This window comes from Campylobacter avium LMG 24591, assembly GCF_002238335.1.
Lineage (GTDB): Bacteria > Campylobacterota > Campylobacteria > Campylobacterales > Campylobacteraceae > Campylobacter_D > Campylobacter_D avium.
Map to the genome: position 1 here is coordinate 91,822 of NZ_CP022347.1, position 22,168 is coordinate 113,989.

Sequence of the window (22,168 nt, forward strand, 5' to 3'; positions counted from 1 at the left end):
TCAACTCCTTTCTTTTAGTGCTCTATTGCCTAGATTTCCATATCTGTGATAAGAAATGCTCACAGATTTTTCATTATGGTAGAGTAAAAGCTCGAAACGACCATTTATCAGCGGTTTTGTGTTAATAACTATCTTAGCATTTGCAGCAGCTTCTTTATATATAGCACTGTCCTTGCTGACCTCGCCCATAAAGCGCACTCTTTCGTAGTTTGGTATCGAGCTTACAAAGGCTTTTTCATCCTCTTTTACGAATTTAGCCTTTAGGCCAAAGTTTTGTAAATTTTCTTTTATAAGCTCTATGTTAGCATTGTTTTTATAGCTTAGCACAGCGTTAATATTTAGTATATTTAAGGCCAAGATTACGCCTAAAATATCGCTTAAACTATCGTTTTTATCTATCCTATACGCAAAACTTGATACCTTGTTGTATGAGAATAAATTTTCCTCACCCCTTACCTTTACATATTCTTTTACCTGAGAAAATTCGTGTTTGTAGTGGTAAGCATAGCTTTTTGCCATTAAAGCAGCCTTTTTAAGCTCATCTTTTATAGAAGCAAAATTACTATTTTGTGAGGCTTCATCAAGTTTTTTAGCAAATTCGCAGTCAAGTAAATTTTCATCTGCACTATCTTGGCTTATATCTGTAAATTGCGTTATGTAGTTATAAATACCAACCTTTCTACCAAAACCAATGGCGGATTTTTTAATACCACCAAAAGGCTGACGAAGCACTATAGCACCGGTTGTTGGTTTGTTTATGTAAATATTTCCAGCTTCTATATTTGTGTGAAAATACTCCCACTCTCTTTCATCAAGGCTTTCAAAGCCAGCAGTAAGACCGTAATCTGTCGAATTTGCAATTGTAATGGCTTCTTGTAAATTTTTAGCACACATGACTGTTAAAATCGGTGCGAAAAGCTCGGTTTTGTGCGTGAAATCTCCTTTTTTGGTGCCGTATTTTATGCCCGGGCTCATTAAATATTCATTACCATCTTTAAATTTAGGTTCTAAAGCCCAGCTTTCATAGCTTTGAAGCTCACCCATAGCCTTTTTAAGCTTATCATTTGGCTTGTCAGCTAAGGCACAAAGCTTGTTTTTAAGCACAAAAGGCGAGCCAAGAGACATGGACATGGCAGTATCCACCAAATTCTTTTTAAAGTCCTCATCCTCATAAACTTCCTTTTCAAGTATCAGCAAGGAAGTGGCTGAGCATTTTTGCCCTGAATTTGAAAAGGCTGAATGCACTATATTTTTAACAGCTTGGTCTTTGTCTGCGTATTTTGAAACGATTGTAGCGTTTTTGCCCCCTGTTTCAGCACTAAGCATTAGGGTAGGATTTGCCTTTAACATCGCATAAGCAGTTTCTTCTCCACCCGTTAAGACAGAGAATTTAACAGCCTCATCAACTAAGAGATATTTTGATATATCAGAACCCTTAGATGGTAAATAAATCAAAGCATCCTTTGGCACACCAGCATCCCAAAAGCATTTGCAAAGCATATAACCAGTAACGCTTGATAAGGAAGATGGCTTGTAAATCACGGTATTGCCCGCAGCAAGTGGTGCAGCTATGGTTCCTACTGAAATTCCAACAGGGAAATTCCAAGGTGCTATGACAACTCCAACGCCCTTTGGCTTAAATTTGGTATTTTTATTATCCTCTTTTAATTTTCTTAAAGAGTGAGGGTAAAACTCAACAAAGTCAATCGCCTCGCTCACCTCAGCGTCAATTTCTATGAAATTTTTGCCCACTTCTAAGGCAGCAATGCCTATTAAATCGCCTCTTGATTCTCTTAAATTTATGGCTACTTGATTTAGAATTTTATAAATTTCCTCAGTATCAAGTTCTTTGAATTTAGAATTTTTTGCCACCTCTAAGGCTTGTTTGATTTCTTTTTCTCCTGCTAGATACACATCTGCTACTTTTTGATTGTTGATTTTATCGTTTACAGTCATTTTGTTTAGCTCGGTGTTTTTAAGCTCATCGCCAATTACAGGATAAATTTCAAGTGCTTTTAAATTCTCATATTTTTCTTTGATTTTCTTAGCCCAAGTTCTATTTGCAGCTAAGATAAAATCAGTATCTGGCTCGTTTTTAAAGCTGTTTGTCTCATAAGTGCCTTTTATGTCTGATTTTTTGTTTCTATCTTGCTTTCTTCTAGGGCTGTTATCAAGATTTGCTATGCCTTTTAAGGAGCTTATAAAGAGTTCTTTTTGTGCATTGTAGTTTTCATCATTTACTTTTAAATTGAAAAAATAACGCATGAAATTATCAGCACTTGTGTTTTCATCAAGTCTTCTTACAAGGTATGCTATGGCGTTGTTGAAGTGCTTTTCATCACAAACCGGGGCGTAAAGTATGAGTTTATGGAAATTTGAAAGCTCATAAGAGCATTGCAAGCTCATACCCTCAAGCATTTCAAAGCTAAAGCTATCCAACGCATTTGCGTTTTTTATCCTAGTATAAGCGTAGGCTATCTCAAAGATATTATGGCTTGCTATGCCTATGTTTATGTATTTGTAGTTATCATCTTGCAAGATAAAATCAAGCATTTTGTTGTAATTGCTATCTGTATCAACCTTTTTAGAAAAGGTAGGAAGCTCCCAGCCTCTTTGGCTTGCGATAGTTTCCTCGCTTTCCATATTTGCACCCTTTACAAAGCGAATTTTTATAGGCTTCATTCCTTTTAAAACCCTTTCTTTTGAAAAGGCAAAAAGCTTTTTAAGATACTCGTAAGAATCAGGTATATAAGCCTGTAAAACAATACCCGCCTTTATGTCAAATTTGGCAATGCTCTCCATAAAAGCATCAACTGTTAGTTCTAGGTCTTTGTATTCTTCCATATCAAGATTTATGAATTTTTCTACGCCTTGTTTTTTCTCCTCCTCTAAGGCCAAAGCATAAAGTCTATCAAGTCTTTTTACAACCTCTTCTTTTGAGTACTCAAAATCTATAATGTTAATTTGCGAAAAAATAGTCGTAATTTTTATAGAGATGTATTTTATATAGTCTTTTTTTATGGTTTCTTCGTATTTTTCTAGTCTGTATTTAGCCTCAGCCTCACCCAAGACTTCCTCGCCGATTAAATTTATATTTAAGGTTATGTTGTTTTCTTTTTGTCTCTTTTCGCTGTGAGCCCTTAAAAATTCATCACTAGCATCTAGCACCATAGCACTTGTATCCTTTCTTAAATGCGATACAAAGAAAGGCACGCTGAAATTTGGTGCAATTTTTCCAAAATTTAAAAAACAAAAGAGTAAAAATTTCTCAAAAGCTGTGAAAAAATCAGCTATCCCAAATTTGTTTAAGGTATGTTCTATAAGGTCAAACGAAGCGGCTTTATTCTTACAACGAAAAGAACGGTCTAGTAATTCTATTAGCATTACTTTATTTTCTGGATTGTTTAGTAGTTTTTGCATTTTTTGATGAAAAATTCTTTCGCTTTCATCAATATTTGCTGTAACTTTTTCTTGCAAACTTTGTGCAAATTTTAAGCTTTCTTCAACGATAGCATTCACTTTAATCTCCTAAAATTTGAATTTAAACTTGTAAACTATACATTCTACAAAAATTTATTTGTTTTTTATAATTTTTTATTTGTTTTTGTTTCTTACTGTTTAATTTTGTAATAAAATTTAGAAAAGAATTTATTTTTTAAGATAATTTTTACAGCTTTCGTTTATGAGAGCCTATACGGTGTTACAATTTAATATAACATAAAATTTATACTTGCAAATTTTACACAGTACTATCTTTATTTCTACGCATAAAAAGGCTTTTTAAGATTACTTTTCGTTTTTGTATATAGAATTTAAATGTAATTATGAATTTATTTGAAAGGAGCTTTGCGATGGATCTTGCAAATGCGTATATACAAAATTTTAATCCACTTTCAAACATATTTTTAAGTGCCTTGGTGGCCTTTTTGCCCATACTGTGCTTTTTGCTGTGTTTGCTAGTGCTTAAGATGAAAGCTTATGTGGCAGGTTTTGTTACTGTTATATTTGCTTCTGTGGTGGCTGTTTTTGTTTATTCTATGCCTTTTTCTTTGGTGGGAGCTTCCTTTGTACAAGGCTTTATCAACGGACTTTGGCCTATTGCGTGGATAATTATAGCAGCAATCTTTCTTTATAAGCTTTCTGTTAAGTCTGGTTCTTTTGAGGTTATAAGACAAAGCGTTATGTCAATCACCCCTGATCATAGAATTCAAGTGATTTTGATAGGCTTTTGTTTTGGTTCTTTTTTAGAAGGTGCGATAGGCTTTGGAGGTCCTGTTGCCATCACCGCTGCCTTGCTTGTTGGGCTTGGACTTAAGCCTTTGTATGCGGCTGGACTTTGTTTGATAGCAAATACCGCACCGGTTGCCTTTGGTGCTGTTGGAATTCCTATCATAGCTATGAGTAATTTAGTTGGAGTAGAGCAACTTCAAGTATCAGCAATGACAGGTCGTATGCTTGTGCCACTTTCTTTAACAGTTCCATTTTTCATAGTCTTTTTGATGGATGGTTTTAAAGGCCTTAAAGAAACCTTTCCTGCTATCTTAGTGGCTGCCATATCTTTTACCGCAACTCAGTTTTACAGCTCAAATCACCTAGGTGCCGAGCTTCCTGACATAGTATCTGCTGTTGTTTCCTTGATATGTACTACAATTTTCCTAAAATTTTGGTCTCCAAAAAACATCTTTAGACTTGACAATGAAACAAATTTTGAAAATAAAAGCTCTTTAAGTGCTGGGCAAATTTTTAAAGCTTGGTTGCCATTCTTGCTTTTAATCCTTTGTATAGTAATCTGGGTTCAGCCTTGGTTTAAGGCTCTTTTTGAAAAGGGTGGAATTTTTTCTTACACTCAAGTAAGCCTAGTTTTTTCAAATCTTGAAGGAAGCATTTTAGATCCAAATAACAAGCAAGTATCCTTAGGACTTCCTATACATTTTGTAGGTTTTCAAGCAGGAACAGCGATTTTAGTAGCCGCACTTCTTAGCATAGTCTTTTTAAGGATTAAGGCAGAGCAAATTTCTGAAAGCTTTTGGGAAACCCTTAAGGAAATGTTTATACCTTGTGTAACCATAGGTTTGGTTGTTTCTTTTGCCTTTATATCTAAAAATAGCGGTATGAGTGCAACCTTGGGTATGGCTTTTGCACAAACAGGCGAGGCCTTTGCTTTCTTTAGTCCGGTAATTGGCTGGATAGGAGTATTCTTAACCGGTTCTGATACAAGCTCAAATCTCTTGTTTGGAACGCTTCAGCAAGTTACAGCTAGAGAGCTTGGAATAGGCGAAGCCTTATTCTTAGCAGCAAATTCAGTTGGTGGTGTTGTTGGTAAGATGATTTCGCCTCAAAGTATAGCCATTGCTTGTGCTGCTGTGGGGCTCGTAGGAAGAGAATCTGACTTGCTTAAATTTACGCTTAAATACTCCATAGGCTTCATAGTTATCATAGCCATTTGGACTGCTATCATAGCTTTCTTTATGCAAGGCATTATACCTGATGTTGTGCCTTTACAAAGGTAGGAAGTAGTATGAAAAAAGTGTATTTTTATGCTACTTGTCTTGGCTCTGCTGCCATGCAAGAGAGCGTTTTAAATGCTATAAAACTTCTGCGTCTAAATGACGTGGAAGTGATTTTTAAGAAAAATCAAACCTGCTGTGCTCAACCTTCCTTTAACACAGGCTATTTTAAAGAAAGCAAGAATGTAGCCCTTTACAATGTAGAGCTTTTTAATGAGGATTATCCCATCGTTGTGCCAAGTGGCTCTTGTGCTGGTATGATGAGTCATGATTATTTAGAGCTTTTTAAAGACGATAAGGACTATGAAAAGGTAAAAGCCTTTAGCTCAAGAGTTATAGAGCTTTCGCAGTATTTAAATGATGTTTTAAAGGTAAATTTAGAGGATAAAGGAGAGCCTATTAAGATAACTTGGCACTCAAACTGCCACGCTTTAAGGGTTCAAAAAAGTATAGAGGCTTCAAAATCTCTTATAAACAAGCTTAAAAATGTTGAGCTTGTGCCTTTGGAATTTGAGGAGGAATGCTGCGGTTTTGGCGGGACATTTTCTGTTAAAGAGCCTGAAATTTCAGATGCTATGGCAAGAGCAAAGATAGCTGATATACAAAAAACGGGCGTTAAGTATGTAGTAAGTGGCGATGGAGGCTGTTTGCTAAATATTAGCGGGACTATGAGCCGTATGAACCTTGATATAAAGGGCATTCATCTTTATGATTTTTTACTTAAAAGAGTGCAAGGAGTAGCTTTATGAGTATAGATAAAATTCCACACGAAGAAATAGTAAATACAAAGCTAAACGATGCTCAAATGAGGCAAAACCTCTCAAATGCTATGCACACCTTGCAAAGAAATAGGCTAAATGTCATTAAGGATAGATTTGAGGATTGGCAAGGACTAAGAGCTAAGGCAAAAAAGGCTAAAAATAATGCTTTGATGTCCTTAAAAGATAGGCTTTTAGAATTTGAAAAAAACGCTACGAAAAATGGTATGAAGGTGCATTGGGCAAATTCAAGCGATGAGGCCTGTGAAATCATTTACGAGCTTATGAAAGAAAAAAATATAAATAAAATTCTAAAAGGTAAGTCCATGGCCTCAGAAGAAGTAGGGCTTAATCACTACCTAGAAAAAAAGGGGATTAAGGCGATTGAGACTGATTTGGGCGAGCTTATTTTGCAGCTAAATGGCGAAACTCCCGTTCATATAGTGGTTCCAGCCATACACAGAAACCGCTATGAAATAGGGCAAATTTTCAAAGACAAACTAAACGCACCGCTAGAAAATGAGATAGAAAAGCTAAATGCCATAGCTAGAGAGCATTTAAGAAGTGAATTTGAGAGCTTAACTATGGGGCTTAGCGGGGTAAATTTTGCTATGTCAAAGGAAGGTGCTATTTGGCTTATAGAAAATGAGGGAAATGGTAGGATGTGTACCACGGCACCTGATATACATGTGGCGATTTGTGGCATAGAAAAGGTTATGCAAAGTTTTGAGGATGCTGCTACTATGGTGTCTTTGCTAACTCCTTCAGCTACAGGCCAATTTATCCCAACTTATAATAACATCATCACTGGACCTAGAAAAAATGGAGATTTAGACGGACCAAAGGAAGTTCATATAGTGCTTTTTAATCACCACAGAAGCGATATGCTAGCTCACGAGGATTATTACGAGGCTTTAAGATGTATTAGATGTGGTGCTTGTATGAATTTTTGTCCTGTGTACGATAAGATAGGAGGGCATACTTATCAAACAGTTTATCCAGGTCCAATAGGAGAGGTGATAAGTCCAAATATCTTTGGTATAGATAACACGGGCGATATTTTAAGCTTTTGCTCACTTTGTGGAAGGTGTTCTGAAGTGTGTCCTGTGAAAATTCCTTTGGCTGATTTGATTAGAAAGCTAAGAAGCAACAAGGTGGGGCAGGGCAAAAATCCTCCTTTAGGTGCAAAGTCCTTAAAACATAGTTCTAGCGAAGCCTTTGTTTTTAAAAGCTATGAAAAAATGGCTACAAATGGTGCTTTGTGGAGATTTTCTTTGTCTAAAACGCATTTGTTTAACTCCTTACTTCATAGCGTGGGAAAATCCATGCCTGTGATTAAAAAATGGAGCAAATTTAAGGATTTGCCACAGATTAAAATTAACCTTTACAAAGAGCTTGAAAATATGGAAGGAGTTGTCTATGAGTAGAATAGATGAGATAAGCAAGAAAAGCAAAGAAGAGATTTTAAACGCACTAAATGTTGCTCATAGTATAAAAGACTTTGTTTTTGAGGACAGTGTCGATCCTGTAGCTCACATACAAAGCAGTGGCACTGCCTTAGAAGAGCTCAAGCAAAAGATGGAGGCAAACAAATACATAGTAGAAGAAAGCACTGAGGATAAGCTTGAAGAAAAGATAAATGAGATAGCTAAAAGTTATGGCTATGCCAAGCTTATACATGGTAGCTCTCTTGGGCTTGATTTGTCTAAGCTTGAAGCTAATGAAAAAATTTGCTTTGATAAAGAGATAGAAAATTTAAGGCAAGAAGTTTTTCACAGTGAATTTTCAGTAATTCACGCTAGGCTTGGAGTAAGCTCTCATGGAGTAGCCCTAGTATTATCCTCAAAAGAACAGCCAAGAATGCTTTCATTAGCACCAACGCTGTGTATAATCTTGCTAAAAAAGGAAAATATAGTAAAAAGCTTATCGCAGGCTTTAAATTTGGTAAAAAAAGAAAATGAAATTTTGCCTAATAATATCTTATTTATAGCAGGACCTTCAAGAACCGCTGATATAGAGCTCATAACCGTTTTTGGAGTACACGGCTCACAAAAGGTGCATATAATTCTTTACTAATCTTAGGCTTTTGCCTAAGATTAGCTTATTTTTCTAGTATATTAAAGAAAAAATTTGAATTTTTATTTATAAATGATATATTCTTGCCAGATGTTTGAGTTTTAAACTCGCCCCTAAAAGCACCAACAAAGGTATTTTCAAGGTCCATTAAGTTTTTTTCACACATCTTTCTTGTAAGACCTGAAATTTGCACCGAAATTTCACTATCTGATTTTTGATAGCTTCCAAAGCCTACATTACAGCCCTTGTAGCTTAAGGTATTATCATCAAAAAGTATTATTTCAAAGCCTTTTGGCACTTTAATGCTTTTGTTATTGATTTTCATCACGCTAAGTTCGTAAGTTGCCAGCACAGATTTTTCTTTTTCGCTAGAAAGTTCACTTGTATTTTTGGCACAAGATGTTATGAAAAGAAGAGCGAAAAGACACAATGTAAGTTTTTTTAACATTTTTTCTCCTAACTTTAAATTCTAAAAGCACTAAGCTCTTTTTCTAAATTATCGCAAACTATCTTTAACTCATCAGCCACCTTTGATAAGGTCTTTGAAATTTCCTCGTTTTGTTCTGAGGCATAAACGCTTTCTTCCATATCCTTTAGCAAGATTTGTATGCTATCTTGTGAAATTTTTATCTTGTCCATGCAAGATTCTACTAAGTTCTTAGCTTCTTGATTTTTATCTTTTACTTCTTTTGCGTCATTTACTAAAGAAGTTGCCTCTTTGTTTAAGGATATTATATTGTTTGAGTTTTGCTTTAAGGTAGAGCTTAGGTCGTGAATTTTACTTACTAAGTCCTTGATGGTTGCTTGCATATTGCTTAAAAATTCCTCGCTATTTTCAGCTAACTTTCTTACCTCATCGGCTACCACCGCAAAGCCGCGTCCGTGTTCTCCCGCACGGGCTGCTTCAATCCCTGCATTCAGCGCTAGCAAATTTATCATCTCTACTATATCATCCATTTTGTTTGTAAGGTCTTTAATCTTATCCGCATACTCAACCATGCTTTCAACCCTAGTTGCTAACTCGCTTTCACTGCTAGCAACCGTGTTGATTTTATTTGCCGAAGCAAACAAAGAATCAATCATTTGATTAAGCAAGGCAAAGGATTTGTCATTAGCCTCATTTGCTAAGGATGAAAGCTGGGAAAGATTGTTAAGCTCTAAATTCACATCTTTGCTAGTTTTGTATGAGTTTGAAATTTTTAAGGCTGTGTTGCTTGAAATTTGGCTTAGCGAACTTGCATTTGTATTTAAAAGCTTTACTTGTTTTTCTATGTTGTTTGAATTTGCAGCCGTTGCTGATACTGTTTTTTGAATTTTTTCTATGAAAAGATTTATGAAATTACAAGCCCTAGCTATCTCGTCCTTTCCTCTTATCCTTAATCTACTTTTTAAATTTCCACTGCCTTGAGATAGCTCTTTGGCCGTGTTTAAAAGCTCTAAAATAGGCTTTCCAACTACAGTTTTTAAGAAAAATCCTATAACAGTTAGTGTTAAAATCAAGGCTATGCAAAAGATAAATATAAATATATTAGAGGTTGTATTTAAGTCCCTTTGCGTCTCCTCTAGACTATGATATATGTCCATAACCCCCAGCACTTCGCCGTTTTTCACATCGCCGTGACAAGCTATGCAAGAATCATCAGCCAAAAGTGGCCTAATAAGCCTTAGATGTGCTATATCGTTTAAGGTTGCTTGCATGGATACTATGCTCGGGTTCTTAAACTGCTGTTTTATCACATCCTCATCGCTGGTTTGAGGATTTTTCATATCGAAAGTTTCTATAACCTCTTTTGATGGATAAATTCTAATGTCAGCCACGCCCTCTATGCTTTTTGCATTGGCTATTGCCTCATCTATCTTTTCGCGCATTCCAAAGTCCATAGATAGTCTCATAGACTGAAAAACGGAAGCACTTATGCTATTTAAATTTGATAAAGCCATTTTTGCGGTAGTTTCTTTTACATTAAAATACAAAATAGCAAGTATGATTGAAAAACTAAAGATGAGAACTATAAACAGTATAAGCGAAATTTTTAAGCCTATGCTTTTAAACATAAAAACTCCTTACGGCTTTCTTTGCATTCTACAAAAATTTAAGCTTAATTGTAAATAAATCAATCAATTTCTCCTTTTAAAGTCCTCATAAGAAAAGCTTTTAACAAGCTCTAAGTCCCCATTTTCCCTTAGAAAACCAAGGCTAGGCAACCTAACCCCATTAAAAGTAGTATTTTTCACTATACTATAATGCGCCTGGTCTAAAAACACCACTTTATCATTTACCTTAAGTTCCTTTTTAAAGGCATATTCTCCCATGACATCGCCTGCTAAACAAGAAATTCCTGCTAATAAAAAGCTGTGTTCATCTTGCTTTGGCTTTGAGTTCTTTTCTAAAATTCTAGCATTAGCCACCTCGCTAGTATAAGGCATGATAACTGTATCTGGCATGTGAGCTTCATTTGAGGTGTCAAGCAAGGCTATATTTTTTTCATTATGCACTATGTCAATTACAGAGCTTACCAAGCTTCCGCACTGCCACGCAACCGCTTCGCCTGGTTCAAGGTAAATTTCAAGATTGTATTTGCTTGAAAAATCCTTGCATAGCTTTATTAGCTTATCTACATTGTAGCCTTTTTTGCTTATGTGATGTCCTCCGCCAAAATTTAGCCACCTAAGTTTTTTAAAAAATTTGCCAAATTTATCCTCAAAAGATTTTAATACAAGTTCCAAGCTTTCAGCACTTTCCTCGCACAGTGCATGAAAATGTAAGCCACTTACTCCTTGCAAATGCTCATCTTGTAAATCTTTGGCTAAAATTCCAAGTCTTGAAAACCTGGCACAAGGATTGTACAAAGCTTTTGGAGCTAGCGATAGTTCAGGATTTACCCTAAGTCCTATGCTTTTTCCTTTTTTTAAGGCTTTGTCTTTGTATTTGTTTAGCTGGTTTAAGGAGTTAAAAACTATATGATTTGAAAGTTCTGTTATCTCATCTATCTCATCATCTTTAAAGGCTGGAGAATAAGTATGAATTTCCTTGCCCATGAACTCCTTTGCTAGCTTTGCCTCCCAAAGTCCGCTACAAGTGGCGCCATCTAGGTATTTAGAGATTAATTTCAAGCTTGCTGTAAATGAAAAGGCTTTTAAGGCTAGTAAAATTTTCGCTCCGCTTTGTTCTTTAATTTTAGCTAAAAGTTCGCAATTTCTTTTTAATGCAGCTTCCTCCACAACATAAATTGGAGTTTTTTCAATCTTGTCTAAATTTTGTAAAATTTGCATAATCAAACCTTTTTAATTTAACTTATGTTATTATATATTTATTTTCAAGGGTTTTTGATGGCAACTGTGAATTTTTTGGGTCCCATAAATAAAAAATCAATTTCCGTAACTTGCTCATCCTTAAAAGAGTTAAAAGAGTTTTTAAGCGAGGATAAAGACTTAAAAGAATGGCTTAGTCTTTGTGCTGTCGCTGTAAATGACAAGATAGTTTCCTCCTTAGATATAAAGTTAAAAGATGATGATGTGGTAAATCTTTTGCCGCCAGTAAGTGGAGGCTAAAGTGTTTGAGCTTGTTGATGGGCCCTTAAATGTGCCTTATTTTTATGAGAAGTATTTTAATTTTTATAAGGATAAAAATTTTGGTGCCTTTTTGAGTTTTTGCGGCATAGTAAGGGCTGAGGATAATATACAAGCTTTAAGCTTTGATATATATGATAATTTGCTAAAAACTTGGTTTGATGAGTGGCAAGAAAGCGTTAAAAAGGATAATATCAAGCTTTGTTTTGCCCACTCAAGAGGGGATGTAAAAATTCATGAAAGTTCTTATTTTGTGGCTGTTTTATCGCCTCAAAGAAAAAAGGGTTTGCAAATTTTAAATGACTTTGTGGAGGATTTTAAGGCCAGGGCACCGATTTGGAAGTATGATATTAAAAATTCTCAAAGAATTTATGCTAAAGACCGCTCTACGGTGTTAAAAGAAGCAGGACTTTTACAATGATAACTTACAAGCAAGCCCTATCTTTGCTAGATTTACACATAAAAGATTACAACTTCATCGAAAAAGTAAGCATTACAGAGTGTTTAGATAGAATTTTAGCACAAGATATAAGTGCAATGGATGATAATCCAAGCTTTGCCACAGCTTCAATGGATGGCTATGCGATTTCTTTTTCATCGCTTGATAAAGCCTTCAAGATTGTAGGAGAAATAGCAGCCGGAGAATTTAAAGACTTAAGCATAAGTGAAAATACTTGTATAAAGACTATGACAGGTGCTTTAATGCCCAAAAATAGCGATACTTTGGTGCCTGTTGAATTTGTCGAGCGCGAGGGCGATGAAATTCGCATAAAAGAAAAGCTTAGAAAAGGTTTTGCCGTAAGAAAGGTAGCTGAGTGCTACAAAAAGGGTGAAATTTTGCTGAAAAAAGGCACGAAACTTGGCTTTGCTGAGATAGCGCTTTTAGCTGAGCTTGGTTATTTTCATATAACTGTGTTTAAAAAGCCTGTTATAAGCATCTTAAGCACAGGTTCTGAACTAAAGGATTTAGGCGAGAGCTTGCAAAATCCAGCCCAGCTTCGCTCCTCAAACCACATAGCCCTAGCCAATATAGCCAAAAAGCTTCATTCTAAGCCTGTGCTTTATCCTTTGCTAAAGGATGATAAAGACGAGATAGCCTTTCATCTAGAAAGTGCTTTGCAAAGCTCTGATATAGTGGTGAGCACGGGCGGGGTGTCGATGGGGGACTTTGATTTTTTAAAAGAGCTTGTAAAAGATTACGAACTTATCTTTGATAAGGTCTGCATAAAGCCTGGAAAACACGTAAAAATAGCTTCTTTTGAAAATAAATTTATCTTAGCTTTGCCCGGTTTTGCGTATTCTGCGATATGTACTTTCACGCTTTTTGCAAGACACATCATCTACACTTGGCTTTTGCAAGAAAAAAATTATTATCTAAAGGCGTATTTTCAAGGCTCACACGCAAAAGAACATGATTTGTTGGAATTTTTAACTTGTAATTTAGTGTTTAAGGATGCAAAAATTTATGCAAATTTAGAGGGCAAAAAACAAGGCTCAAGCGCGATAATAAGCAATCTAAGCAAGGCTGCCTTACTTATGAATGATAAAAAAGAAATAAAAGAAAATGAGCTGGTAGATATTTTGCTTTTGCCTTAAGTTTTCATACATTTTATATCACACTTTGCACAGCTTAAATTTACGGAAAAAACATATAATTTTTTTATGAAATTTCAAAAAATATATATAGAATTAAGCGATATTTGCGGTTTAAACTGTGAGTTTTGCCCTGCCAAAAAGGCTAGGCGGGGCGTAATGGGGCTTGAAAATTTTGAAAAAATAGCTAAAAAAATTCATAATAAAGCTAGAATTTTCACCTTTCATATCTTAGGTGACCCGCTTTGTCTGCCTGACATAAAGGCTTATGTGGAAGTAGCGCAAAAATACAATATGAGCTTAGAGCTTACTAGCAGTGCCTTTTATCTTGATGAAAATATACAAAAGCTTTTGTACGAGGCTAAAAACATAAGGCAGATAAATTTTTCTTTGGCCTCGTTTTTTTCGCAAAATAAAAAAAGCTTTGATGAATACACAAGACCCTTGCTTGAGTTTTTAAGTCTTGATTTTAAGCATAAATTCGTGAATTTAAGACTGTGGAATTTAGATAAAAATGCTGAATTTTTAAAAACAAATGAGCGTTTTTACAGCCTTTTTGAGGATTTTTTTAAGATAAAAATAAATACAAAAGAGCCTAGAATTCGCTTAAAAGACTATGTGATTTTAGAACAAAAGTATAGATTTGATTGGTCTTTTAAAAACACAGTGCAAGAAAGTGGCTACTGTCACGCCTTAAGCAAGCAAATTGGCGTGTTAAGCAATGCTTTGCTTGTGCCTTGCTGTATGGATTATGACGGAGTTTTGTCTTTAGGAAATCTCCTTGATAGCGATTTAGATGAGCTTTTAAAAGGAAAAAAGGCTATGGATATGAAAGAGGGTTTTAAGAAAGGAATTTTAACACAAGAGCTTTGTAAAAAATGCGCCTTTGCAAAACCTAAGCCTTGCTAAGCACTTTTTGTAACACCAAAGATGAGAGTGCCAAACCAAAAGAAGCAGTAACGCCCATAAAAGAGCCCAAATTTACACATTTTGCACTTTCATCCGAAAAAACAACATCAAAAGAGCCTTTAAAATTTGCCTTTTTTAGCTCATAGCGAACTTTTCTAGCAAAAGCATCTGTGTGAGTTTTAAAAATGGGTGCTATTTTTATCCTTGAACTATCAATTCTCCTTGCACCGCCCATAGAAGAAACAAAAATTTGTTCTTGCAAATTTACAGCCTTTGCCAAAGCTACCTTAGCCTTTATATCATCTATCGCATCTATTATCACATCAAAATTATCAAGCTTAAATTCTTTTAAAAAATCCTCATCTATCCTAGCAACCACGGCCTTAAAGCCGTAAATTCTTTCATATACAAAGGCCTTTTTTTCGCCTATGTTTTCGCTGTGAAGCTGGCGGTTTTGATTAGTAAGCTCAAAGCTATCAGCATCAATTACTGTGATATCGCAAAAGCCACTTCTAAACAAAGCGTCAGCACAAAAGCCCCCAACCCCGCCAAGTCCGCATAGTAAAATTTTAGTAGATTTAAATTTAGCGAAATTTTCATCTCCTACTAGCCATTTTACCCTTGTGTATCTATCTTGCATTTTCAATCCACTTTCTAACTTTCTCCAGCTTGTCATAAGCCGTTAAATCAAGCATGATAGGAGTAATTGTAGCATAGCCTTGTAAAAGCAAGCTAACATCTGAGTCCTTTTCATGAATATGTTCTAGCTCGCTAGTTCCAAGCCAATAATACTTCATTCCATGAGGATTTTTTTTCTCGTAAGCCTTGTAATTATATACCCTTTTGCCAGCTCTAGCTACCTTTAAGCCTTTGAATTTGGTGTTTGCGGAGGGAAAATTTATGTTTAAAAACTGCTTTTTATCAAGAGGAAAATCATCTTTTAGCAAGGAAGCTATGATTTTTTTAAGAATTTTTAAAGATTTTGAAAAATCTAAGTTTTTGCTATCTTCTTTTTTTGTGTAATACTGTGACAGTGCCACGGCTGGAATTCCTTGCAAAACAGCTTCCATTGCCCCTGCACAAGTGCCCGAGTATGTTATATCTTCGCTTATGTTTGCTCCGTGGTTTATGCCGCTTATCACAAGGTCTGGAAGCTTCTTTTTATAAAGGGCAAAAAGTGCTAAATATATACAGTCTGACGGGGTGCCATCATCAAGCTTGTAAAATCTTTTTGAAAGCTTGATTAATTTTAAAGGATTTTTAAGTGAGATGGAGTGAGCACAGGCTGATTTCTCGCTTGCGGGCGCTACAACAGTTACTTTTGCTTTAAATTCTTTTCTTAGCATTTTTACAAGCTTGTTTAAGCCTTTTGAGTCAAAACCATCATCGTTTGTAACTAAAATTTCTTTCATTTAAATCCTTTTTTATCTAAGAAAAACAAGTTAAATTTTTAAGGATTGTAACACAAGAAAGTAAAAGAAAGTTGGGGCTAGCCCAACTTAAATTAGCAATATTTTGAAAAGATTCAATCTCTATATCGACAGGTATTTTAATTACTTTAGATTTTGGATTTATTTTTTTTTATTAGAATTAAAAAAGTATTTTACATGCTAAGTTTTTGTAGTAGAATTTGTTTAAATTTAAAGTTTGAAAATGAATAAGTTAGAAAATAAGATAATTTTGGCGCAAACTGACACGACTGTTGGTTTTTTAAGCAAGGATTTTAGGCTTTTAAATAAGATTAAAAATAGAAAGCTAGACACACCTTGCATACTTAGCACAGCCTTTTTAAGCGAGCTAAAAAGCTTTACAAGGTGTCCTGTTAAATTTCGCAATATGATTAGAAAGGCTAAAAAAACAAGTTTTGTGCTTTCAAATTCCTTTTCTTTTCGCTTTGTAAATGACGAAAGACATAGTAAATTTTTAAAAAAATTTGGCTTTTTTTACTCAAGTTCAGCCAATAAACACGGGCAAAATTTTGATGAACTTTGGGCTAAAAAAGTAGCAGATATAGTGCTTGATGAGCCTTTATATGAGGCTAAATCATCAAGCATGATAAGACTTTTTAGAACTAAAAAAACAAGGCTTAGACGATGAAAAGCTTTTTAGTAAGTGCCTTAGAGCCGTCCGCAAATTTGCATTTAAGAGAAATTTTACTTGTTTTAAAGCAGCAGGGTAAGGAATTTGATTTGTTAGGAATTTATGATGAGGCTTTGTGCGAGGAATTTAAGCTTAAAAGCAGGCCTCTTTACAGCTCTCACGAGTTTTCTGCTATGGGTTTTGTGGAAGTGCTGCCTCTCATCTTTAAAGCAAAAAGAGCCATAAAAGAGCTTGTATCTTTGGCTAAAAACTCAGACGCCACAAGCTTTTTATGTATAGATTCGCCAGCCTTTAACATACCCTTAGCAAAGGCTTTAAATAAGGCAAAGGCAAGGCAAAAAAAGATTTATTACATCTTGCCTCAGGTTTGGGCTTGGAAAAAAGGGCGAATTCCTGTGATAGAAGCAAATTTTGACATCCTAGCTTCCATACTTCCTTTTGATGATAAATTCTTTAGCAAAAGCACTTATGTGGGACATCCTTTACTAGATGAGATTAAAAGTTTTAAGCAAACTATTACGCAAGACAAGAATGATGATGAAAAAACTATAGCTTTTTTGCCTGGCTCAAGAAGAGGAGAGATAGCAAGACTAATGCCTATTTTTAGGGATTTATCAAAGAATTTTAAAGGCAAAAAGCTTTTAGCTGTGCCTAAATTTAATTTTTCAAAGCTTGATATTTACGGCGATACAAGCGAATTTGATTTAAGGGATGATGCCGTTTTAGCCTTAAATGAAGCCGATTTTGCCTTTATTTGCTCAGGAACTGCCACGCTTCAAGCAGCCTTAATAGGCACTCCTTTTGTCTTAGCTTATAAGGCTAAAAAACTTGATTATCTAATAGCTAAAGCCTTTGTTAAGCTAAAATACATAGGTCTTGCAAACATTATGCTTGATTTTGCGAAAAATGAAAGCTTGCACCCCGAGTTCATACAAGAAGCTGTAACCGTAAAAAATCTTTATGAGGCTTATAAAAATTATGATTATAAGGAATTTTTTGCTAAAGTTTCATTTTTAAAAGAATATTTAAAATCTGGTTGTGCTAAAAATTTAGCACAAATTTTATACGAAACATAAAAGGACAAAGCATGCAAAAAGAGGCTATGAGTAAGTATGGGTATGAAAAAATCAAGGCTGAATTAGAAAATTTAAAAACAAAAGAGCGTCCAAAGGTTGTTGAAGAAATCGACATAGCAAGAAGTCATGGGGATTTAAAAGAAAATGCCGAGTATCACGCAGCAAGAGAAAAACAAAGCTTTATAGAAGGCAGAATTTCAGAGCTTTCAGACCTTATTTCAAGAGCAAATGTAATCGATCCTAGCGAGTATGAACACGATGCCGTTAAATTTGGCTCCACCGTTGTTATAAGTGATTTGGATACAGATGAGGAGAAAAGCTACACCATAGTAGGCGTGGTAGAAGCTGACTTGGACAAGGGTTATATATCCATAAATTCGCCGCTTGCAAAGGCTATGCTTGGCAAAAAAGAAGGGGATGATTTTAAGGTAAAATTGCCAAAGGGTGAGAGCGAGTTTGAAATTTTATCCATAAGATACGAAGAGCTTAAGTTTTAATTTGTTTGAGCTTAAAAATAAGGCTATCTTTCTAGCCGACGCACACGAAAATGAACAAAGAGATGGCTTTTTAAGGTTTTTGTTGGCACTTAAAGAAGCTGAGATAGAGTGCGAGCAGTTGATTTTAATGGGCGATATTTTTGACTTGTTAGTAGGCGAAATTTCAGCCACGCATCACTTCGCAAAGCCTTATATTGAGCTTTTGGAAGGTCTTAGTGCTAGGATTGAAATTATTTATTTAGAGGGAAATCACGATTTTAATCTAAGCAAATTTTTTAAACAAGTAAAGGTAATACCGATTCAAAAACAACCTTTAAATTTACAGTGCAAACAAAGGCTAAAATTCACAGAAAGAAGCTTAAATTTAGAGTATAAAACTACCGAGTTTTTTAACTTACAAGCACTTAAACTTTCCCACGGAGATATATTTTTAAAATTCTTTTTAGGCCTTGCCTTACGAAGCTTAAGAGGCCATTTTTTGCTAAGTGTTTTGAATTTACTAGATAGGCTAACAAAAAATTCACTAAGCAATAAAATCAAGAAAAATCAAACAAAAAAGAATTTGTTTTACAAGATAGATAATTTTGATGACTTGGCAAGGCAGAGATTTAAGCATTATGATGTAAAAAATGAGTTGGTTATAGAAGGACATTATCATCAAAATTTCATGCTAAATGAGGATGAAATTAAATACATCAATCTGCCAAGTTTTGCATATAAGGAAAGTTTTTTTGTAGTAGAATGTTGCCAATGAAGCAAAATTACCACTTTTTTGCGGTATTTTTGCAAATTCTCAGGAGTAAAGATGCTTGATGAAAAAATCGTAAAAACGGGTTCAAATGAAATGGAGCTTGTCGATTTTCGTATCTTTAAGCAAGGTCAAGACAAAATTTATGAGGGAATTTATGGTGTTAATGTCTCTAAGGTTAGAGAAATCATTAAAATTCCCAATCTCACAGAGCTACCGGGTGCACCAGAGTATATAGAAGGCATATTTGACCTTCGCGGTGTTGTTATACCCGTTGTAAACCTTGCAAGATGGATGCAAATTGCCGAGCCAAGTAGCGAAATGCTAAAACCTAGGGTTATCATAACCGAATTTAGTAATATCCTAATAGGCTTTATAGTTCATGAGGCTAAAAGAATTCGTAGAATTTCTTGGAAAGATATAGAGCCAGCAAATTTTTCAACGGGTGCGGGTGCCTTTGATAAGGGCAGGATAACAGGCGTAACTCGTATAGAAAATGATGAGGTTTTGCTGATATTAGACTTAGAAAGTGTTGTTGAGGATTTAGGAATTTACACTCCTAGAACAGAGATTGACACTGCTAAGATAGAACGCTTAAGTGGTTTAGCCTTAACGCTTGATGATAGCATAACAGCTAGAAGAAGAGTAAAAGATATGTTGCAGAAAATGGGGCTTACTGTTATTGAGGCTAGAGACGGGGTTGAGGGCTTACAAAAACTTGAGGAACTATATGCTACTCATGGAGATGATTTAGGCAAGCACTTAAAGATAATAGTAAGCGATGTTGAAATGCCTCAAATGGACGGCTTTCATTTTTCTGCCCAGGTTAAGGCAGATAATAGATTTAAAGATATCCCTTTGATTTTTAATTCCTCTCTTTCAAATGAATTTATGAATGAAAAGGGTGTTCAAGAATCTGGAGGAGAAGGCTATCTAGTTAAATTTGATGCCAATACATTCTTCAGTGAAATTGTTCGTGTTATAAAAGAACACGAAGAAAAGCAGAGGTAAGACGATGGAAGATATGCAAGAAATACTTGAGGATTTTTTGGTCGAAGCTTTTGAGCTGGTCGAGCAAATAGACCACGACTTGGTAGAGCTTGAGGCAAATCCTGGTGACTTAGAATTACTAAATAGTATTTTCCGTGTTGCTCACACGGTCAAGGGCTCGTCAAGCTTTTTAAATTTCGATGTTTTAACAAAGCTAACTCATCATATGGAAGATGTGCTTAATAAAGCTAGACACGGTGAATTAGAAATAACACCTGATATAATGGATGTTGTCTTAGAATCCATTGATAAGATGAAGACCTTGTTAAGCTGCATTAGAGATAATGGTAACGATACTTCAATAGGCATGGATATAGGCCCTATTTGCCAAAAGCTAACTGATATTTCTGAAAAGGGTTCGTTAAGTGCTGATACTCCTAAGGAGGAAAGTACGCAAGCCGCACCGCAAGCAGACGCGCAGGCACCGCAGGCAGCACAAAATGATACTGCTGATGAAGTGGATGTGAATAGCTTAAGCGATGCTGAGGTAGAAGCTGAAATAGAAAGGCTTTTAAAGGTTAGAAAGGCCGAAGATCAAGCAAGAAGACAGGCTAAGGCCAACACACCTTCACCAAGCCCTGCAAGTGCCAAGCCAAAGGAAGCTGTAGCTGCTAATGCGAATGCTAATAAGGTTCCAGCACAAGGCTCAGGCAATGCTTCTGCTATGGAGCAAACGATTAGAGTTGATGTAAAAAGACTTGATCAGCTTATGAATTTAGCCGGCGAGCTTGTTTTAAATAAAAACAGAATTATCAATATCCATAATGATGTTGAGGAAAGATATGAGGGCGAGAAATTCCTAGAAGAGCTTAATCAAGTAGTAGCACAGCTAAGCGTAGTTACGACAGATATACAACTTGCTGTTATGAAAACTAGAATGCAGCCTGTTGCTAAGGTCTTTAACAAATTCCCTAGAGTTGTAAGGGATTTAAGTAGAGAGCTTGGAAAGCAAATCGAACTTGAAATCACAGGCGAGGAAACCGAGCTTGACAAGTCAATAGTTGAGGAAATAGGCGACCCTATAATGCACATGATTAGAAATTCTTGCGATCATGGTATAGAAGATCCAGCTACAAGACTTGCAAATGGTAAGCCAGAAAAAGGAATAATCCAACTTCAAGCTTATAATGAAGGCAACCACATAGTTATAGAAATAACTGATGATGGCAAGGGTTTAGACACAAATATGCTTAAGATGAAGGCTGTTGAGAAAAAACTCATCACAGAAAAAGAAGCTGACGAGATGAGCGACAAAGAAGCCTTTGGTATTATATTTAGACCGGGTTTTTCTACTGCGGCCAAGGTTACTAATGTCTCAGGACGCGGCGTTGGTATGGATGTTGTTAAAACAAACATAGAAAAGCTAAATGGCGTTATAGATATAGATAGCGAGCTTGGAAAAGGAAGCACCTTTAAGCTAAAAATTCCACTCACTCTTGCTATTATGCAGTCTTTGGTGGTGGGAACTCAAGAAGAAATTTATGCTATACCGCTTACTAGCGTTTTAGAAACAGTAAGAGTATCCATAGATAGCATATATACCATAGAAGGTAAAAATGTTCTTCGTTTAAGAGATGAGGTTTTGTCTTTGGTTAGATTATCTGATGTCTTTGGCGTTAAGCAGGTGTTTGAAAGCAATGACCTTGTTTATGTTGTTGTGATTGGAGTAGCTGAGTCAAAGCTTGGAATTATAGTAGATATAATGGTAGGGCAAGAGGAAGTCGTTGTTAAGTCAATGGGTGATTATTTGCAAAACATAAGAGGGATAGCCGGTGCCACCGTTAGAGGCGATGGCAGGATTATGCTTATAGTTGATGTTGCTGCTATGATGGATTTGGCTAAAAATATCAAGATAGACATAAAGGCACAAGCAGAGTCAGGGGCTAAAAAGACTAAGGAAAAACCTAGTGATTACACAGTTTTACTTGTTGATGATTCTAAGATGGATAGAACCCTTATGCACAAAGCGCTTGAGCCGCTTGGAGTTAGTACATTAGAAGCAACCAACGGCGTTGAGGCCTTAGAGATTATTAAATCCAACGATAAGGAAGTAGATGCTGTGCTAATCGACATTGAAATGCCTAAAATGGACGGATACACTCTGGCTGGAGAAATCAGAAAGTATTCAAAATACAGAAATCTACCTCTTATAGCAGTTACTTCAAGGACTAGCAAGACAGACAGACTAAGAGGTGTTGAGGTTGGTATGACAGAGTATATAACAAAACCTTACTCATCAGAATACCTAGAAAATGTAGTTAGAAAAAATTTGAAGTTAGGATAG

20 protein-coding genes are annotated in these 22,168 nt (G+C 35.6%); 14 read left to right on the forward strand and 6 right to left on the reverse strand.

The window, feature by feature from the left end; translation table 11 throughout:
* Positions 1-3,510, reverse strand: coding sequence for a proline dehydrogenase family protein (locus CAV_RS00495; RefSeq protein ID WP_094325504.1), 3,510 nt, complete (start codon positions 3,508-3,510; stop codon positions 1-3).
* A gap of 341 nt (positions 3,511-3,851) precedes the next feature.
* On the opposite strand from CAV_RS00495, the gene CAV_RS00500 reads away from it, so the two are divergent.
* The 4 genes from CAV_RS00500 to CAV_RS00515 are packed head-to-tail and all read left to right on the forward strand — an operon-like array spanning position 3,852 to position 8,341.
* Positions 3,852-5,510, forward strand: a complete 1,659-nt coding sequence (locus tag CAV_RS00500; RefSeq protein WP_094324564.1) for an L-lactate permease — start codon at positions 3,852-3,854, stop codon at positions 5,508-5,510.
* An 8-nt stretch (positions 5,511-5,518) separates the two neighbouring features.
* Positions 5,519-6,256 carry a (Fe-S)-binding protein gene (locus CAV_RS00505; protein WP_094324565.1) on the forward strand — a complete coding sequence of 246 codons (738 nt, stop codon included), beginning with the start codon at positions 5,519-5,521 and terminating at the stop codon, positions 6,254-6,256.
* Entirely contained in the window at positions 6,253-7,692 is a 1,440-nt protein-coding gene (locus tag CAV_RS00510) for a LutB/LldF family L-lactate oxidation iron-sulfur protein (protein WP_094324566.1), read from the forward strand. Before CAV_RS00505 ends, CAV_RS00510 begins: the two co-directional genes overlap by 4 nt.
* A complete protein-coding gene (locus tag CAV_RS00515) occupies positions 7,685-8,341 on the forward strand; it encodes a LutC/YkgG family protein (protein ID WP_094324567.1) in 657 nt (218 codons plus the stop codon). The genes CAV_RS00510 and CAV_RS00515 overlap by 8 nt, the downstream gene beginning before the upstream one ends.
* 25 nt (positions 8,342-8,366) lie before the next feature.
* Here CAV_RS00515 and CAV_RS00520 read toward each other — a convergent pair whose 3' ends face one another.
* From CAV_RS00520 to nspC, 3 genes are all read right to left on the reverse strand, one after another.
* On the reverse strand, positions 8,367-8,789 hold the full coding sequence (locus tag CAV_RS00520) for an META domain-containing protein (protein ID WP_094324568.1): 423 nt from the start codon (positions 8,787-8,789) through the stop codon (positions 8,367-8,369).
* A 14-nt stretch (positions 8,790-8,803) separates the two neighbouring features.
* Positions 8,804-10,396 (reverse strand): methyl-accepting chemotaxis protein, encoded by a 1,593-nt coding sequence (locus CAV_RS00525; RefSeq protein WP_094324569.1) that lies wholly within the window; start codon positions 10,394-10,396, stop codon positions 8,804-8,806.
* Positions 10,397-10,459: 63 nt separating this feature from the next.
* The gene (gene nspC / locus CAV_RS00530) at positions 10,460-11,614 is read right to left on the reverse strand and encodes a carboxynorspermidine decarboxylase (protein ID WP_094324570.1); all 1,155 of its coding nucleotides are present in this window, start codon (positions 11,612-11,614) and stop codon (positions 10,460-10,462) included.
* Positions 11,615-11,671: 57 nt separating this feature from the next.
* Here nspC and CAV_RS00535 point away from each other — a divergent pair, with 57 nt between their 5' ends.
* The 4 genes from CAV_RS00535 (at position 11,672) to CAV_RS00550 (ending at position 14,413) form a co-directional block, all read left to right on the forward strand.
* The gene (locus CAV_RS00535) at positions 11,672-11,893 is read left to right on the forward strand and encodes a MoaD/ThiS family protein (protein ID WP_094324571.1); all 222 of its coding nucleotides are present in this window, start codon (positions 11,672-11,674) and stop codon (positions 11,891-11,893) included.
* Position 11,894: 1 nt separating this feature from the next.
* Positions 11,895-12,332: a molybdopterin synthase catalytic subunit gene (locus CAV_RS00540; RefSeq protein ID WP_094324572.1), complete on the forward strand. Its 438-nt coding sequence runs from the start codon at positions 11,895-11,897 to the stop codon at positions 12,330-12,332.
* A complete protein-coding gene (locus CAV_RS00545; RefSeq protein ID WP_094324573.1) occupies positions 12,329-13,507 on the forward strand; it encodes a molybdopterin molybdotransferase MoeA in 1,179 nt (392 codons plus the stop codon). The genes CAV_RS00540 and CAV_RS00545 overlap by 4 nt, the downstream gene beginning before the upstream one ends.
* A gap of 66 nt (positions 13,508-13,573) precedes the next feature.
* Positions 13,574-14,413 carry a radical SAM/SPASM domain-containing protein gene (locus CAV_RS00550; RefSeq protein WP_094324574.1) on the forward strand — a complete coding sequence of 280 codons (840 nt, stop codon included), beginning with the start codon at positions 13,574-13,576 and terminating at the stop codon, positions 14,411-14,413.
* Here CAV_RS00550 and CAV_RS00555 read toward each other — a convergent pair.
* Positions 14,400-15,053, reverse strand: coding sequence for a ThiF family adenylyltransferase (locus tag CAV_RS00555; RefSeq protein ID WP_094324575.1), 654 nt, complete (start codon positions 15,051-15,053; stop codon positions 14,400-14,402). The genes CAV_RS00550 and CAV_RS00555 overlap by 14 nt on opposite strands.
* The gene (surE, locus tag CAV_RS00560) at positions 15,043-15,825 is read right to left on the reverse strand and encodes a 5'/3'-nucleotidase SurE (RefSeq protein WP_094324576.1); all 783 of its coding nucleotides are present in this window, start codon (positions 15,823-15,825) and stop codon (positions 15,043-15,045) included. The genes CAV_RS00555 and surE overlap by 11 nt, the downstream gene beginning before the upstream one ends.
* 241 nt (positions 15,826-16,066) lie before the next feature.
* Here surE and CAV_RS00565 point away from each other — a divergent pair, with 241 nt between their 5' ends.
* From CAV_RS00565 to CAV_RS00590, 6 genes are read left to right on the forward strand one after another with little or no spacing between them, the layout of a single operon-like run.
* Entirely contained in the window at positions 16,067-16,510 is a 444-nt protein-coding gene (locus CAV_RS00565) for a Sua5 YciO YrdC YwlC family protein (RefSeq protein WP_094324577.1), read from the forward strand.
* Positions 16,507-17,589, forward strand: a complete 1,083-nt coding sequence (gene lpxB / locus CAV_RS00570) for a lipid-A-disaccharide synthase (protein ID WP_094324578.1) — start codon at positions 16,507-16,509, stop codon at positions 17,587-17,589. The genes CAV_RS00565 and lpxB overlap by 4 nt, the downstream gene beginning before the upstream one ends.
* An 11-nt stretch (positions 17,590-17,600) precedes the next feature.
* Positions 17,601-18,086: a transcription elongation factor GreA gene (greA, locus tag CAV_RS00575; RefSeq protein WP_094324579.1), complete on the forward strand. Its 486-nt coding sequence runs from the start codon at positions 17,601-17,603 to the stop codon at positions 18,084-18,086.
* 1 nt (position 18,087) lies between these two features.
* Positions 18,088-18,840: a UDP-2,3-diacylglucosamine diphosphatase gene (locus tag CAV_RS00580; RefSeq protein ID WP_148131209.1), complete on the forward strand. Its 753-nt coding sequence runs from the start codon at positions 18,088-18,090 to the stop codon at positions 18,838-18,840.
* A 51-nt stretch (positions 18,841-18,891) separates the two neighbouring features.
* The gene (locus CAV_RS00585) at positions 18,892-19,845 is read left to right on the forward strand and encodes a chemotaxis protein (RefSeq protein ID WP_094324580.1); all 954 of its coding nucleotides are present in this window, start codon (positions 18,892-18,894) and stop codon (positions 19,843-19,845) included.
* A gap of 4 nt (positions 19,846-19,849) precedes the next feature.
* Positions 19,850-22,168 carry a hybrid sensor histidine kinase/response regulator gene (locus tag CAV_RS00590; RefSeq protein ID WP_094324581.1) on the forward strand — a complete coding sequence of 773 codons (2,319 nt, stop codon included), beginning with the start codon at positions 19,850-19,852 and terminating at the stop codon, positions 22,166-22,168.

What these genes read in the sequence shown, in the direction of transcription:
- lpxB (WP_094324578.1), top strand. Translation starts at nt 16,507, where the DNA reads ATGAAAAGCTTTTTAGTAAGTGCCTTAGAGCCGTCCGCAAATTTGCAT.
- CAV_RS00510 (WP_094324566.1), top strand. Translation starts at nt 6,253, where the DNA reads ATGAGTATAGATAAAATTCCACACGAAGAAATAGTAAATACAAAGCTA.
- CAV_RS00500 (WP_094324564.1), top strand. Translation starts at nt 3,852, where the DNA reads ATGGATCTTGCAAATGCGTATATACAAAATTTTAATCCACTTTCAAAC.
- CAV_RS00550 (WP_094324574.1), top strand. Translation starts at nt 13,574, where the DNA reads ATGAAATTTCAAAAAATATATATAGAATTAAGCGATATTTGCGGTTTA.
- CAV_RS00565 (WP_094324577.1), top strand. Translation starts at nt 16,067, where the DNA reads ATGAATAAGTTAGAAAATAAGATAATTTTGGCGCAAACTGACACGACT.
- greA (WP_094324579.1), top strand. Translation starts at nt 17,601, where the DNA reads ATGCAAAAAGAGGCTATGAGTAAGTATGGGTATGAAAAAATCAAGGCT.
- CAV_RS00505 (WP_094324565.1), top strand. Translation starts at nt 5,519, where the DNA reads ATGAAAAAAGTGTATTTTTATGCTACTTGTCTTGGCTCTGCTGCCATG.
- CAV_RS00515 (WP_094324567.1), top strand. Translation starts at nt 7,685, where the DNA reads ATGAGTAGAATAGATGAGATAAGCAAGAAAAGCAAAGAAGAGATTTTA.
- CAV_RS00535 (WP_094324571.1), top strand. Translation starts at nt 11,672, where the DNA reads ATGGCAACTGTGAATTTTTTGGGTCCCATAAATAAAAAATCAATTTCC.
- CAV_RS00545 (WP_094324573.1), top strand. Translation starts at nt 12,329, where the DNA reads ATGATAACTTACAAGCAAGCCCTATCTTTGCTAGATTTACACATAAAA.
- nspC (WP_094324570.1), bottom strand. Translation starts at nt 11,614, where the DNA reads ATGCAAATTTTACAAAATTTAGACAAGATTGAAAAAACTCCAATTTAT.
- CAV_RS00555 (WP_094324575.1), bottom strand. Translation starts at nt 15,053, where the DNA reads ATGCAAGATAGATACACAAGGGTAAAATGGCTAGTAGGAGATGAAAAT.
- CAV_RS00590 (WP_094324581.1), top strand. Translation starts at nt 19,850, where the DNA reads ATGGAAGATATGCAAGAAATACTTGAGGATTTTTTGGTCGAAGCTTTT.
- CAV_RS00585 (WP_094324580.1), top strand. Translation starts at nt 18,892, where the DNA reads ATGCTTGATGAAAAAATCGTAAAAACGGGTTCAAATGAAATGGAGCTT.
- CAV_RS00525 (WP_094324569.1), bottom strand. Translation starts at nt 10,396, where the DNA reads ATGTTTAAAAGCATAGGCTTAAAAATTTCGCTTATACTGTTTATAGTT.
- surE (WP_094324576.1), bottom strand. Translation starts at nt 15,825, where the DNA reads ATGAAAGAAATTTTAGTTACAAACGATGATGGTTTTGACTCAAAAGGC.
- CAV_RS00520 (WP_094324568.1), bottom strand. Translation starts at nt 8,789, where the DNA reads ATGTTAAAAAAACTTACATTGTGTCTTTTCGCTCTTCTTTTCATAACA.